Origin of the sequence: Streptomyces venezuelae, from assembly GCF_008642295.1 — a bacterium.
Classification (GTDB): Bacteria; Actinomycetota; Actinomycetes; order Streptomycetales; family Streptomycetaceae; genus Streptomyces; species Streptomyces venezuelae_C.
This window is the reverse complement of the sequence record NZ_CP029190.1, coordinates 3,768,627-3,782,474: the sequence shown is the minus strand read 5'-3', so window position 1 is coordinate 3,782,474 and position 13,848 is coordinate 3,768,627. Positions and strand designations below refer to the sequence as shown.

Below are 13,848 nucleotides of genomic sequence, written 5' to 3'. Positions count from 1 at the left end.
CCATTGAAGAGCATGAACCGAACGATCGGTCGGTCGGCGCGAGCCGGCAGCAGGCCATCGGCGGTCAGGCGGCAAGCCCAACGGCACGTCCATCGGCAAGGGGGCCGGGATGGTGGCAGTAACCCCGGAAACGGGGCAGGACAGGGACCTCGCGGCGGCTTTCGAGGCCGCGGTGGCGGCCGACGAGCGCGTGGAGCCCCGGGACTGGATGCCCGAGGAGTACCGCGCCTCGCTCGTCCGCCAGATGGCCCAGCACGCGCATTCCGAGATCATCGGCATGCAGCCCGAGGCCAACTGGATCACCCGCGCACCCTCGCTGCGCCGCAAGGCCATCCTGATGGCCAAGGTCCAGGACGAGGCCGGCCACGGCCTGTACCTCTACAGCGCCGCCGAAACCCTCGGCACCGACCGCGAAGAACTGCTGGACAAGCTGCACACCGGCCGCCAGAAGTACTCCTCGATCTTCAACTACCCCACCCTGACCTGGGCCGACGTCGGCGCCATCGGCTGGCTGGTGGACGGTGCGGCGATCACCAACCAGGTGCCGCTGTGCCGCTGCTCCTACGGCCCGTACGCCCGCGCCATGGTCCGGATCTGCAAGGAGGAGTCCTTCCACCAGCGCCAGGGGTATGAGCTGCTGCTCGCCCTGTCCCAGGGCACCGAGGCCCAGCATGCGATGGCCCAGGACGCCGTGAACCGCTGGTGGTGGCCGTCCCTGATGATGTTCGGCCCGCCGGACGACGAGTCGGCACACTCCGCCCAGTCCATGGCCTGGCGGATCAAGCGGCATTCCAACGACGAGCTGCGCCAGCGGTTCGTGGACATAGCCGTCCCGCAGGCCGAAAGCCTCGGCCTGACCCTCCCCGACCCGGACATCCGGTGGAACGAGGAGCGCGGACACCACGACTTCGGCGCCATCGACTGGGCCGAGTTCTGGGACGTCCTCAAAGGCAACGGCCCCTGCAACGAGCAGCGGATCAGCCAGCGGCGGCAGGCGCACGAAGAGGGCGCCTGGGTGCGCGACGCAGCCGCCGCGTACGCGAAGAAGCACACCGGCAGCGCCGGTCGGCACGAGGAGGCACGGGTATGACGCAGAACTGGCCGCTGTGGGAGGTGTTCGTGCGCTCGCGCCGCGGACTCTCGCACACCCACGCGGGAAGCCTGCACGCCCCCGACGCGGAAATGGCCCTGCGCAATGCCCGCGACCTGTACACCCGGCGCAGCGAGGGGGTGTCCGTCTGGGTGGTGCCGTCGACCGCGATCACCGCGTCCTCGCCCGACGAGCGGGACCCGTTCTTCGCCCCGGCCGCCGACAAGCCCTACCGGCACCCCACGTTCTACGAGATCCCGGAGGGGGTGCGCCACCTGTGACCGCCACCGTGCCCACGACGGCAGCCCTCGCCCTCGGCGACGACGCCCTGATCCTCTCCCACCGCCTCGGCGAATGGGCCGGCCACGCACCGGTCCTGGAGGAGGAGGTCGCCCTCGCCAACATCGCCCTCGACCTGCTCGGCCAGGCCCGCGTCCTGCTCTCCATGGCCGGGGACGAGGACGAGCTGGCCTTCCTCCGCGAGGAGCGCGCCTTCCGGAACCTCCAGCTGGTCGAGCAGCCCAACGGCGACTTCGCCCACACCATCGCCCGGCAGCTGTTCTTCTCCGTCCACCAGCACCTGCTGTACGGGGCGCTGGCCGCCGGGTCCGGCCCCTTCGCCCCGCTCGCCGCGAAGGCGGTCAAGGAGACCGAGTACCACCGCGACCACGCCACCCAGTGGACCCTGCGGCTGGGCGACGGGACCGAGGAAAGCCACCGGCGCATCCAGTCCGCCGTGACCGCGCTCTGGAAGTTCACCGGCGAGATGTTCCAGCCGGTCGAAGGCCTGGAGGTGGACTGGGAGGAACTGGAGACGGCCTGGCTCGCCGCCGTCACCGACGTCCTGGAACAGGCCACCCTCGACATCCCGCAGGGGCCCCGCTCCGGAGCATGGGCGGCCGGCGCCGGCCGGCAGGGCCTGCACACCGAATCCTTCGGGCGGATGCTCGCCGAGATGCAGCACCTGCACCGCAGTCACCCGGGGGCGTCATGGTGACCGCCACCCGGCTGGAGGAGGAGCTCGCCGCCATCGCCGGCGCGGTCCCCGATCCCGAGCTGCCCGTGCTGAGCCTGGCCGAGCTGGGCGTGATGCGGGGCGTGCGGGTGCGGGAGGACGGCGGGGTCGACGTGTCCCTGACCCCCACCTACACCGGCTGCCCGGCCATCGAGGCCATGTCGGCCGACATAGAGCGGGTCCTGCACGAGCACGGCATCCGCCAGGTGACGGTGCACACCGTGCTGGCCCCCGCCTGGTCCACCGACGACATCAGCGCCGAAGGCCGCCGCAAACTCGCCGAGTTCGGCATCGCCCCGCCCCGGCCGCACGCCGCGGGCGGACCGGTCCCGCTGACCCTCTCGGTGCGCTGCCCGAACTGCGGCTCCACCGACACCGAACTGCTCAGCCGGTTCTCCTCCACCGCCTGCAAGGCACTGCGCCGCTGCGTGTCCTGCCGCGAACCCTTCGACCACTTCAAGGAGCTGTAGATGGCTGCACCACGCCACGGCGCCTTCCACCCGCTGACGGTGGCGGCGGTCGACCGGCTCACCGACGACTCCGTGGCGCTGACCCTGCGCATCCCCGAGGAGCTCCGCGAGGACTACCGGCACGCCGCCGGCCAGCACCTGGCGCTGCGGCGGCGCTCGGCCGAGGTCGGCGAGGTGCGCCGCACCTACTCGATCTGCTCCCCGGCACCGGCCCCCGGCGGGCCCGGGCCGCAGCAACTGCGGGTCGGGGTGCGGCTGGTGGAGGGCGGCGAGTTCTCCACCTTCGCCCACAAGGAGATCGCCCCCGGGGACGTGCTGGACGTGATGGTCCCGGCCGGCCGCTTCGTGCTGGACCCGGCCGCCGCCCCGCAGGGCGCCCACTATGCGGCGGTCGTCGGCGGCAGCGGCATCACCCCGCTGCTGTCGATCGCCGCGACCCTGCTGGCCGCCCGGACCGACGCCCGGTTCTGCCTGATCCGCAGCGACCGCACGGCCGCCTCCACGATGTTCCTGGAGGAGGTCGCCGACCTCAAGGACCGCTACCCCGACCGGTTCCAGCTCGTCACCGTGCTGTCCCGGGAGGAGCAGGAGGCCGGACTGCCGTCGGGCCGGCTCGACGAGGAGCGGCTGACGGCCCTGCTGCCCGCACTGCTCCCGGTCGAGTCGGTGGCCGGCTGGTTCCTGTGCGGACCGTTCGGACTGGTCCAGGGCGCCGAACGGGCCCTCCGCGGGCTGGGCGTGCTCCGGAACCGGATCCACGAGGAGATCTTCCATGTGGACGATGCTCCGGCCCCGGCCCCGGTCACCCGGACCGTCTCCTCCTCCCACAGCCGGGTCACCGCCCGCCTCGACGGCCGGTCCGGCACCTGGCCCGTCCAGGACGGCGAGTCCCTGCTGGACGCGGTGCTGCGCAACCGTGCGGACGCGCCGTACGCGTGCAAGGGCGGCGTCTGCGGAACCTGCCGGGCCTTCCTCGTCCGCGGGGAGATCCACATGGACCGCAACTTCGCTCTCGAGTCCGACGAGACCGAGGCCGGTTTCGTGCTGGCCTGCCAGTCGCATCCGGTGACGGAAGAGGTGGAGATCGACTTCGACCGGTGATCCGGGTCCCCTGTCAAAATTCCAGAACCTGTTCTATCTTGACGCACCGTCAGACCGCGGTGCGGTCCGAGCGGGAGGACAGGGAGGACAGGCAGTGGACTTCACCTTCACCGAGGAGCAGCAGGCGGCCGTCGAAGCGGCGAAGGCGGTCTTCGCGGACGTCGCGCCCGACGGCGTATGCAGTCCCGCACTCACCCCGGGCGCGGTCGCCGAGGAATTCGACCGCCCGCTGTGGGCCCGGCTGGCCGGCTCCGACCTGATCGGCCTGGTCCTCGCCGAGGAGCACGGGGGCGCCGGCCTCGACGCCGTCGCACTCTGCCTGGTGCTCCGCGAGTCCGCGAAGGTCCTGGCCCGGGTGCCGCTGCTGGAGCACTGCGCCACCGCCATGGCCGTCCAGGCCCATGGCTCCCCCGAGCTGGCCGCCGCCCTGCTCCCCGCGGCCGGCCGCGGGGAGCTCGTCCTGACCGTTGCCGCGAACGGCCGCACCGGCCACGACCCGGCCGAGCTCGCCGTCACCGCCGCCCGCGAAGACTCCGCCTGGGTGCTCGACGGGGTCCAGACCGCCGTGCCCTGGGCCCACAGCGCCGACTGGATCGCCGTTCCCGCGCACACCGGGGACGGCGAGGCGGTGCTGGCCCTGGTCCCCCGCACCGTGCAGGGCCTGACCCTGGCCGACCAGTACTCCACCAACGGCGAACGGTTCGCCGAGCTCACCCTGGACGGCGTACGGATCCCGGCCGGCCATGTCATCGGGACACCCGGCGCCTGGGAGCAGCTGCGCCACCTGCTGGCCACCGGCACCTGCGCCCTGGCCCTCGGCCTGGGCGAGGCCGTCCTCGCCATGACCGCCCAGTACACCGGCAAGCGGGAGCAGTTCGGGTTCCCCGTCGCCACGTTCCAGGCGGTCGCGGTCCAGGCCGCCGACCGCTACATCGACCTGCGCGCAATGGAGGTCACCCTCTGGCAGGCCGCCTGGCGGCTGGACACCGCCGCCGACGGCGCAGCCGGGGCGGGCGGGGCGGGCGGGCCGCTGCCCGTCGCCGGCGATGTGGCGGTGGCCAAGATCTGGGCGGCGGACGGCGTACGGCGGGTCGTACAGACAGCACAGCACCTGCACGGCGGCTTCGGCGCCGATACCGACTACCCGCTGCACCGCTACCACGCCTGGGCCAAGCAGCTGGAGCTCTCGCTCGGCCCGGCCGCCGCCCACGAAGAGGCCCTGGGCGACCTGCTGGCCGCCCACCCCCTCGGCTGACCGGGGTCAGATGACGGTGCCGGCGCCGCCCTGGCTGTCGACGACCGGACGGCCCGAGGCCTCCCACACCTGCATGCCGCCGTCCACGTTCACCGCGTCGATGCCCTGCTGCACCAGGTACTGGGTGACCTGCGCGGAACGCCCGCCCACCCGGCACATCACATGGACCGGCCGCCCCTCCGGGGCGGCCTCGGTCAGCTCGCCGAAGCGGGCCACGAACTCGCTCATCGGGATGTGCAGCGCGCCCTCGGCGTGGCCGGCGGCCCACTCGTCGTCCTCCCGGACGTCGAGGATGAAGCTGTCGGGGCCGAGCTCGTCGACACCGACCGTGGGAAGCGTGCCGAAGTGCATGCTGTATCGCCTTCTACTCGTCGCATCTCGTCGCGTACTCGTCGCATCTTGGTGCGTACTCGCCGCGTACCGGTCGCGGGTGCGGATCCCGCCCCGCACCGCCACGGTACCCGCTCCACCCGGGCCCGTCAGGCCTCCGCCCTCAGGCCTCCGCCGTCAGCTCCGCCAGCTCGGCCTCGCGCTCGGACACCTGCGCCAGCAGCTGCTCGGCGATCTGCTCCAGCAGCCGGTCCGGGTCGTCCGGGGCCATCCGCAGCATCGCCCCGATCGCGCTGTCCTCCAGCTCCCGCGCCACCAGCGCCAGCAGCTCCTTGCGCTGGGCCAGCCACTCCAGCCGAGCGTAGAGCTCCTCGCTCTCCGTCGGCCCGGCCACCTCCGGCGCAGGTCCGGCCGCCCACTCCGCGGCCAGCTCGCCCAGCAGGGCCTCGTCGCCCCGCCCGTACGCGGCGTTCACCTTCACCAGGAAGGCGTCCCGGCGGGTCCGCTCCTCCTCGTCCTGGGCGAGATCGGGGTGCGCCTGCCGCACCAGGTCCCGGTAGAGCCGCCGCGCCTCCTCCGAGGGCCGCACCCGCTCCGGCGGCCTGACCGGCTGGTCGGTGAGCATGGCCGCCGCATCGTCGAGCATGCCGTCCGGGCCGATCCAGTCGTGGAACAGCTCGTCCACCCCGGGCATCGGCATGACCAGGGCGCGCGCCTCGCTCGCCCGCCGCAGGTCCTCGGCGTCCCCGGACCGGGCCGCCCGCGCCTCCGCGATCAGCGCGTCCAGCTCGTCCAGGCGCGTGTACATCGGGCCGAGCTTCTGGTGGTGCAGCCGGGAGAAGTTCTCGACCTCCACCCGGAAGGTCTCCACCGCGATCTCGAACTCGATCAGCGCCTGCTCGGCCGCACGCACGGCCCGCTCCAGCCGCGCCTCGGGACGCTCGGCGCCGGCCTCGGGACGCTCGGCGCCGGCCTCGCCTTCGCGGTCGGCCTCGCCTTCGGGGACAGTCTGCTCGCTCACCGGGCCAGCCTAGACCCCCTCCTCCGCAGCGATCCGCCCCGCCCGCACCGCCGCCACCAGATCCGCGTGGTCCGCCTCGGTGCGGTCCGCGTACGCCACCGCGAAGGCGGCCACCGCCTCGTCCAGTTCCTCGTTCTTGCCGCAGTACCCGGCCAGCAGCCGCGGGTCCGCGCTGTGCGCATGGGCCCGGGCCAGCAGCGCACCCGTCATCCGGCCGTAGTCGTCGAACTGCTCGGGCGCCAGCGCCGCCGGGTCCACACTGCCCTTGCGGTTCCGGAACTGCCGCACCTGGAACGGCCGGCCCTCCACCGTGGTCCAGCCCAGCAGGATGTCCGACACCACCTGCATCCGCTTCTGCCCGGCCACCACCCGCCGGCCCTCGTGCCCGGCCGCGGCCCGCTCGAAGCCGGCCGGCAGGTGCGGCAGCAGCACCGACGGCCGGGCCTCCTTCACCTGGAGCACCAGCGGCTCGCCCCGGTGGTCCAGCAGCAGCACCACATAGGACCGGGTGCCCACACTGCCCGTGCCGACCACCCGGAAGGCCACGTCGTGGATCGCGTACCGGGCCAGCAGCGGCTGCCGGTCGGCCTGCACCGTCTCCGCGTACCCGGCCAGGGAGGCAGCGACCGCAGCCGCCTCCGCGTCGCCGACCCGCCGCAGCACCGGCAGCGCGTCCACGAAACGCCGGCCGCCGCTCTCGTCCACCACCGTGGACCGGGCCGCGAACCGGGCACTGGTGTTGTTGCGGGCCTTCTCCGACACCCGCGCCAGGGTGCCCAGCAGATCCCGCGCATCGGTGTGCGAGACCAGCTCCTCGTCCGCGATCGCGTTCCACGCGTCCAGCGCGGGCAGCCGGGCCAGCAGCCGCATGGTCCGCCGGTACGCGCCCACCGCGTCCTGGGCAGCCGCCCGGCAGGTCTCCTCGTCGGCCCCCGCGACCCGCCCGGCCAGCACCAGCGAGGTCGCCAGCCGCTTGAGGTCCCACTCCCACGGCCCGAACACGGTCTCGTCGAAGTCGTTGAGGTCGATCACCAGGCGGCCCCTGGCATCCCCGTACAGGCCGAAGTTGGCGGCGTGCGCGTCCCCGCACAGCTGCGCGCCCACCCCGGTCACCGGCGTGCCCGCCAGGTCGTACGCCATCAGCCCGGCCGCCCCGCGGAGGAACGCGAACGGGTTCGCCGCCATCCGCCCGACCCGTATCGGGGTCAGCTCCGGGACCCGGCCCTGGTTGGACTCCACCACCGCCCGCACCGCGTCCGGCCGGTCCGCGGCGGGCTCGAAGCGGGACTGCTCGGCCCGCGGCACCCGGGCGCGCAGCGCCCTGCCCGCCTCCTTCGGCGCACCGGCCGATCCGCCCCGCGGAGCGAAGCCCGCAACCGCCGGAACCCGCCCCGCAGCCGCCACCCCCACCGGACCGGCCACCGGTCCGCCCACAGCACTGCCCACAGCACTGCCCGCAGAGCCGCCCACAGCGCCACCCACAGAGCTGCCGCCAGAGCCGCCCGCAGAGCCGCCCGAAACCGCCGCCGGCACGTCCGCCGTGGTCCCCGCCATTGCCGCCCCCGATTCGATCATCCACATGTCCGCGGACGACCGTACCGATCCGGCCGCCGGTGGGCCACCTCCGGCCGGCCGTCGGCCTCCCGCCTACAGTCCGGCGTCCCTGGCCAACAGAGCCGCCTGGACCCGGTTGTCGCACTCCAGCTTCGCCAGGATCCGGCTCACATACGTCTTCACGGTCGCCTCGCTCATATGCAGCCGGCGCCCCGCGTCCGCATTCGACAGCCCCTCCCCCAGCAGCGCCAGCACCCCCCGCTCCCGCTCGCTCAGCTCCGCCACCCGCCGCCGCGCCTCCTCGCCGCGCGCCGCCGCCTTCCCCGAGGCCAGCTGGTCCACCACGTGCCGGGTCGCCGCCGGCGACAGGTACGCATCCCCCGCCGCAGCCGCCCGCACCGCCCCGATCAGCTCCCCCGGCGCCGAATCCTTCAGCAGGAAGCCCGCACCGCCCTGGGACAGCGCCCGCAGCACGTTCTCCTTCTCCCCGAACGTGGTCAGGATCAGCGCCCGCGCCGACGGCACCGCGCGGCGCAGCTCCCCCAGCGCCGTCAGCCCGTCCAGCACCGGCATCTGAATGTCCAGCAGCACCACGTCCGGCTGGTGCGACCGCGCCAGGTCCACCGCCTCGCGCCCGTTGCCCGCCTCCGCGACCACCTCGATCCCCGGATCCGAGGTCAGGATCATCCTGATCCCGGCACGGATCAACGGCTCGTCGTCGGCGATCACCACCCGTACCGTGCGGCCCGTCCCGCCCACTGCACCCACGTCTACCGCCTGATCTCGTACGCCTGCTTCTCGACGAGCCTGCCGTCCTTGAAGCAGAACCGGAACACCGGCTCGTCCTCCAGGCTGTCACCCGTCTCGGTGGACATCAGCACCAGGCAGCTCGCGCCCGCCGGCCGCGGCGGGCCGCCCTTCTCCAGCCCCTCCACGAACACGCTGTCCCCGCTGGGCAGCCGGTCCCGCACCTCCTGCTCCGCGGTGCCCACGGCGATCGCGTCGTACTCGGAGCGGTCGATCATCCCCTTGGTGACCGAGGAGATCATCAGGGCCACTCCTGCCCCGACCACGATCACCAGCAGCACCACGGCCGCAAAGGCGATGCCGCAGCCCAGGGCGATCCCGCCGGACCGGCTCCGGCCGCCCACCAGTTCCCGGTCCACCGCCGCCCAGTCCATCGGCGGCGCCCCCGGCGGCAGCACCGGCCGGCCGAAGTCGTCCGCGGCCCCCGGCAGCGCCGGCCCGCCGGCCGGCTCGGCCCCGTACGGAAGGACGCCCGCCACCCGGAACCCGCCGCCGTCCACCGCCCCCGCGTGCACCATCCCGCCGACCAGCCGGGCCCGCTCCCGCAGCCCGGTCAGGCCCTGCCCGCCGGACACCACCTCGCCGGGGCCCGGACCGGCCGCCGGGCCGTTGGCGATCTCCACCACCAGCGAGTCGTCCTCGTACCGCAGCTCCACCGAAATCGCCGCCCCCGGCGCGTGCTTGTACGCGTTGGTCAGCGCCTCCTGCACGATCCGGTACGCCGCGTGGTCGCAGGCCGGGGCCAACTGCCGCGGCTCGCCCACCGTGCGCAGCTCCACCGGGGTGCCCGCCGCCCGCGCAGCCGCCACCACCCCCTCGATGCCGGCGACCCCCCGGGCCACCTGCTCTTCCTCCCGCAGCGGCGCCTCCACGCCGTCCCGGAGGATGCCGACCACCTCGCGCAGCTCGTGCATCGCCGACACCGAGGCCTGGCGCAGCACTCCCACCGCCTCGCGCTGACGATCCGTCAGCTTCGGGTCCACCTCCAACGCCCCGGTGTGCACCGAGATCAGCGCGAGCTGGTGCCCGAGGCTGTCGTGCATGTCCTGGGCGATCCGCTGCCGTTCCAGCAGCCGCGCCTGCCCCGCCACCATCGCCCGCTCCCGCAGCAGCCGGTCGTTGCGCTCCTGCAGCGCGTGCAGCAGGGTCCGCCGCTGCGACCAGTACCGGCTGGCCAGACCCGGGGTGACCACCGTCGCCAGGTACATCAGCGTGGTGAACGCGATCAGCAGCAGCGGGCGCTGCTGCGACCACTCCACCGCCACCGACAGCCCGACGTACAGCAGGAAGCAGAGCGCGAACACCGCCACGGCCCGCCAGGCGCCCACGATCCGGCGGCCTGCCGACCAGCCCAGCAGTATGGTCACCAGCGCCGCCCCGGGCAGTACCCCGCCCAGCGCCGACCCGGCCACCAGCGTCCCGGCCGGCATCCGCCGCCGCAGCAACACCAGTGTGACCACCGTCACCGCGCTCGCCGCCTCGCGCAGCCCGCTGCCGTTGTCGAGTTCCTCGATCCCGAACCCGATCAGCACCAGGACCGCCGCAGCGACCAGGTCCCCGGCCACGGCCCGCCGGGTCCAAGGCTCCGGACCCTTCAGCCACTCCCAGCCGGCCCGCGCCCGCGCCCTCACCGTCACATCCACCCGCCCGACCCTAGGCAACGTCCCGGCCGCCCATCACCCCTCTTTCGTCGCGCACCCGCCGACGAAAGTCGCGAAGCCGAAAAGCCCAAGAGCCGACCGAGGAAGCCGAAGAGACAGAAGAGACCGACAACACAACGAAGAACCCCCGATCCGGATCTCTCCGAATCGGGGGTTCAATCTGTGGGCGAGGGGGGATTTGAACCCCCACGTCCCGAAGGACACTGGCACCTGAAGCCAGCGCGTCTGCCGTTCCGCCACTCGCCCGAGCAGCGTCCCAGTGGTGCTTCCCTTTCGGGCCGTTCCCCTGGCGACACCGGAACATTAGCACGTCAGACAGGGCGGATTGAAATCGCTTTCCCGGCCGCAGCGGGCGGTCCGGCGAAGACCCGTCCGGAGTGCCCTCCCGCACTCCCCGCCGGGTGCGGGACACTGTCCCTGGGCCACCCCTACGATCCCTAGTGAGGAGCAACACTCCTCACCACGGGCCACGAGGGGAACCAGCCGAATCCCCCACGCGTGGATACGATCAGTAAGCAGTACAGGGCGACATCAACGGAGGAGGTGCCCCATGGGAGTCCTGAAGAGGTTTGAACAGCGACTCGAAGGTCTGGTGAACGGCACCTTCGCCAAGGTGTTCAAGTCCGAGGTGCAGCCCGTCGAGATCGCCGGCGCACTGCAGCGCGAGTGCGACAACAACGCGACCATCTGGAACCGCGAGCGGACCGTCGTACCCAACGACTTCATCGTGGAGCTGTCCGCCGGTGACTACGAGCGCCTGAGCCCGTACTCCGGCCAGCTCGGCGACGAGCTCGCCGGCCTGGTCCGCGACTACGCCAAGCAGCAGCGCTACACCTTCATGGGCCCCATCAAGGTCCACCTCGAAAAGGCCGAGGACCTCGACACCGGCCTCTACCGGGTCCGCAGCCGCACCCTCGCCTCCTCCACCTCCCAGCCGCAGCAGCCCCAGCAGCCCGCCCAGGGCGCTCCCGGCGGCTACGGCTACCCCCCGGTCGTCGCGCCGCCCATGCCCAGCGCGCCGCCGCCCGGCGCCCCGCAGCGCCGCCCCGGTCCCACCGGACCGGCCCCCGTACCCACCGGCGGCGCGGGCACGCGCCGCTGGATCGAGATCAACGGCACCCGCCACCAGATCTCGCGCCCGACGCTCGTACTCGGCCGCAGCACCGAAGCCGACGTGCGGATCGACGACCCCGGCGTCTCCCGCCGGCACTGTGAGATCCGGACCGGAACGCCCTCGACGATCCAGGATCTCGGGTCCACCAACGGCATCGTGGTGGACGGGCAGCACACCACCCGCGCTACGCTCCGCGACGGCTCGCGGATCGTCGTGGGCAGCACCACCATCATTTACCGGCAAGCCGAAGGGTGAAGCGGGGGCAATGTCAGAGCTGACCCTTACGGTCATGCGGTTGGGTTTCCTGGCCGTTCTGTGGCTGTTCGTCATCGTGGCCGTCCAGGTCATCCGCAGCGATCTCTTCGGGACCCGGGTGACCCAGCGCGGCTCCCGCCGCGGCGGCGGCGCGGACACCCGCGCCCAGGCGGCGCAGGGCGGCCGGCAGGCAGCCGCGCCCCCGCAGCAGCGGCAGCGCCGCGGCGCCCCCACCAAGCTCGTCGTCTCCGAAGGCACCCTCACGGGCACCACGGTCACCCTCGCGGGCCAGACCATCACCCTCGGCCGCGCCCACGACTCGACGATCGTGCTGGACGACGACTACGCCTCCAGCCGGCATGCCAGGATCTACCCCGACCGTGACGGCCAGTGGATCGTCGAGGATCTCGGGTCCACCAACGGCACGTATCTCGACCGGACCCGCCTCACCGCCCCGACGCCCATTCCGCCGGGCGCCCCGATCCGCATCGGCAAGACCGTCATCGAGCTGCGGAAGTAGTACGAGAATGAGCGAGCGGAGCGAGCGAGCCGCAGCGGGCCGAACCCCCGGTAGCACCGGGCACCCGGCCCCGCGCGCGCTCCCGACCGGAGGGTGGGCAGTGTGGCTCGAGACCGGTTGTACCCGGAGTCAGCGTCGACAGGGCAGGTGCCCATGAGTCTGTCCCTGCGGTTCGCCGCCGGTTCGCACAAGGGCATGATCCGTGAGGGGAACGAAGACTCCGGCTACGCCGGCCCCCGTCTCCTCGCGATCGCCGACGGCATGGGCGGCCAGGCGGCCGGCGAGGTCGCGTCCTCCGAGGTGATCTCGAACCTCGTCCAGCTCGACGACGACGTCCCCGGCTCCGACATCCTCACCTCCCTCGGCATCGCCGTGCAGCGCGCCAACGACGTCCTGCGCGTCATGGTCGAGGACGATCCACAGCTCGAAGGCATGGGCACCACCCTGACCGCCCTGCTGTGGACGGGCCAGCGGCTCGGTCTGGTCCATGTCGGAGACTCCCGCGCCTACCTGCTCCGCGACGGCGTCCTCACCCAGATCACCCAGGACCACACCTGGGTGCAGCGCCTCGTCGACGAAGGCCGCATCACCGAAGAGGAAGCCACCACCCACCCGCAGCGCTCCCTGCTGATGCGCGCCCTGGGCAGCGGCGAACACGTCGAACCCGATCTCTCCATCCGCGAGGTCCGGGCCGGCGACCGGTACCTGATCTGCTCCGACGGGCTCTCCGGCGTCGTCTCCCACCAGACCCTGGAAGAGACCCTCGCCGACTACCACGGCCCGCACGAGACCGTGCAGGCCCTGATCCAGCTCGCCCTGCGCGGCGGCGGACCCGACAACATCACCTGCATCGTCGCCGATGTCCTCGACACCGACAGCGGCGACACCCTCGCCGCCCAGCTGAACGACACCCCGGTCGTCGTCGGCGCGGTCGCCGAGAACCAGCACCAGCTCTTCGACGGCGGCAACGCCATGCAGACCCCGGCGGGCCGCGCCTCCGGCCTCGGCCGCCAGGCCCCTCCGCCCGGCGGCGCCTTCGGCCCGCCCGGCAGCGGCGAGGCCCCCGGCTACGGCTCCCCCGACGGCGGCTACGGCAGCGGCGGCGGCTACGGAAGCTTCGGCGAACCCGACCCGTACGCCGACGACGCCGCGTACGAGGACTCGTACGACCACCCCCGCAGGCGCCGCAGCAAAGGCACCCGCTGGGTCGGCCGCACCCTGATCCTGCTGCTCGTCCTCGGCGTTCTCGGCGGCGGTCTGTACGCCGGCTGGCGCTGGACCCAGACCCAGTACTTCGTCGGGGTCAAGGACGAGCACGTCGCGCTCTACCGCGGCATCAACCAGAACCTCGGCCCCATCAAGCTGTCCGAGGTGCAGACCGACCGCACCGACATCGAACTGAAGTACCTGCCGCCGTTCAAGAAGAAGCTCGTCGAGGAATCCATCAGCGAGAGCAGCCTCGAGGGTGCCCGCCAGAAGGTCGACGAGCTCTCCACCCAGGTCTCCGCCTGCAAGAAGGACGAAATCCGCCGCACCGCAGAGGCGGCCAACCAGACTCCGCCCGCCGACAGCGCACTGACTCCCGAGGAGCAGAAGCTGGTCAGTCTGTGCGGTAAGCAGTAGCAGCAGCGGCAGTCACACGCGGGCATCAGGGG

14 protein-coding genes and 1 tRNA gene are annotated in these 13,848 nt (G+C 72.8%); 9 read left to right on the top strand and 6 right to left on the bottom strand.

The features are described 5' to 3' along the window. Positions 1–109 precede the first annotated feature (109 nt). The 6 genes from paaA (at position 110) to DEJ50_RS16680 (ending at position 4,931) form a co-directional block, all read left to right on the top strand. Positions 110–1,090: a 1,2-phenylacetyl-CoA epoxidase subunit PaaA gene (gene paaA, locus DEJ50_RS16705; RefSeq protein ID WP_150208785.1), complete on the top strand. Its 981-nt coding sequence runs from the start codon at positions 110–112 to the stop codon at positions 1,088–1,090. Continuing rightward, complete coding sequence (paaB, locus tag DEJ50_RS16700) at positions 1,087–1,371, top strand: 1,2-phenylacetyl-CoA epoxidase subunit PaaB (protein ID WP_150208784.1); 285 nt, start codon at positions 1,087–1,089, stop codon at positions 1,369–1,371. The genes paaA and paaB overlap by 4 nt, the downstream gene beginning before the upstream one ends. Beyond that, on the top strand, positions 1,368–2,087 hold the full coding sequence (paaC, locus tag DEJ50_RS16695; protein WP_150208783.1) for a 1,2-phenylacetyl-CoA epoxidase subunit PaaC: 720 nt from the start codon (positions 1,368–1,370) through the stop codon (positions 2,085–2,087). The genes paaB and paaC overlap by 4 nt, the downstream gene beginning before the upstream one ends. After that, positions 2,081–2,575: a 1,2-phenylacetyl-CoA epoxidase subunit PaaD gene (paaD, locus tag DEJ50_RS16690; RefSeq protein WP_150208782.1), complete on the top strand. Its 495-nt coding sequence runs from the start codon at positions 2,081–2,083 to the stop codon at positions 2,573–2,575. Before paaC ends, paaD begins: the two co-directional genes overlap by 7 nt. Then, a complete protein-coding gene (locus DEJ50_RS16685) occupies positions 2,576–3,676 on the top strand; it encodes a 2Fe-2S iron-sulfur cluster-binding protein (protein WP_150208781.1) in 1,101 nt (366 codons plus the stop codon). It abuts the gene before it with no gap. Positions 3,677–3,770: 94 nt separating this feature from the next. Next, the gene (locus DEJ50_RS16680) at positions 3,771–4,931 is read left to right on the top strand and encodes an acyl-CoA dehydrogenase family protein (RefSeq protein WP_150208780.1); all 1,161 of its coding nucleotides are present in this window, start codon (positions 3,771–3,773) and stop codon (positions 4,929–4,931) included. Between the two features lie 6 nt (positions 4,932–4,937). Here DEJ50_RS16680 and DEJ50_RS16675 read toward each other — a convergent pair whose 3' ends face one another. The 6 genes from DEJ50_RS16675 to DEJ50_RS16650 all read right to left on the bottom strand — a co-directional run bounded on the left by DEJ50_RS16675 (position 4,938) and on the right by DEJ50_RS16650 (position 10,550). Beyond that, positions 4,938–5,282 carry a rhodanese-like domain-containing protein gene (locus DEJ50_RS16675; RefSeq protein WP_150208779.1) on the bottom strand — a complete coding sequence of 115 codons (345 nt, stop codon included), beginning with the start codon at positions 5,280–5,282 and terminating at the stop codon, positions 4,938–4,940. Positions 5,283–5,424: 142 nt separating this feature from the next. Further along, positions 5,425–6,282, bottom strand: coding sequence for a hypothetical protein (locus DEJ50_RS16670; protein WP_411757613.1), 858 nt, complete (start codon positions 6,280–6,282; stop codon positions 5,425–5,427). 9 nt (positions 6,283–6,291) lie between these two features. Then, entirely contained in the window at positions 6,292–7,836 is a 1,545-nt protein-coding gene (locus DEJ50_RS16665; RefSeq protein ID WP_150212174.1) for a DUF2252 domain-containing protein, read from the bottom strand. 93 nt (positions 7,837–7,929) lie between these two features. After that, entirely contained in the window at positions 7,930–8,604 is a 675-nt protein-coding gene (locus DEJ50_RS16660) for a response regulator (RefSeq protein WP_411757612.1), read from the bottom strand. 2 nt (positions 8,605–8,606) lie between these two features. Further along, positions 8,607–10,280 (bottom strand): sensor histidine kinase, encoded by a 1,674-nt coding sequence (locus DEJ50_RS16655; RefSeq protein ID WP_150212172.1) that lies wholly within the window; start codon positions 10,278–10,280, stop codon positions 8,607–8,609. A 187-nt stretch (positions 10,281–10,467) separates the two neighbouring features. Then, a tRNA-Leu gene (locus tag DEJ50_RS16650) sits at positions 10,468–10,550 on the bottom strand. Positions 10,551–10,854: 304 nt separating this feature from the next. On the opposite strand from DEJ50_RS16650, the gene DEJ50_RS16645 reads away from it, so the two are divergent. From DEJ50_RS16645 to DEJ50_RS16635, 3 genes are all read left to right on the top strand, one after another. Further along, on the top strand, positions 10,855–11,673 hold the full coding sequence (locus DEJ50_RS16645; RefSeq protein WP_150208778.1) for an FhaA domain-containing protein: 819 nt from the start codon (positions 10,855–10,857) through the stop codon (positions 11,671–11,673). 10 nt (positions 11,674–11,683) lie between these two features. Continuing rightward, positions 11,684–12,193: an FHA domain-containing protein gene (locus DEJ50_RS16640; RefSeq protein ID WP_150208777.1), complete on the top strand. Its 510-nt coding sequence runs from the start codon at positions 11,684–11,686 to the stop codon at positions 12,191–12,193. 153 nt (positions 12,194–12,346) lie between these two features. Further along, complete coding sequence (locus DEJ50_RS16635) at positions 12,347–13,816, top strand: PP2C family protein-serine/threonine phosphatase (RefSeq protein WP_190344543.1); 1,470 nt, start codon at positions 12,347–12,349, stop codon at positions 13,814–13,816. Positions 13,817–13,848: the final 32 nt, after the last annotated feature.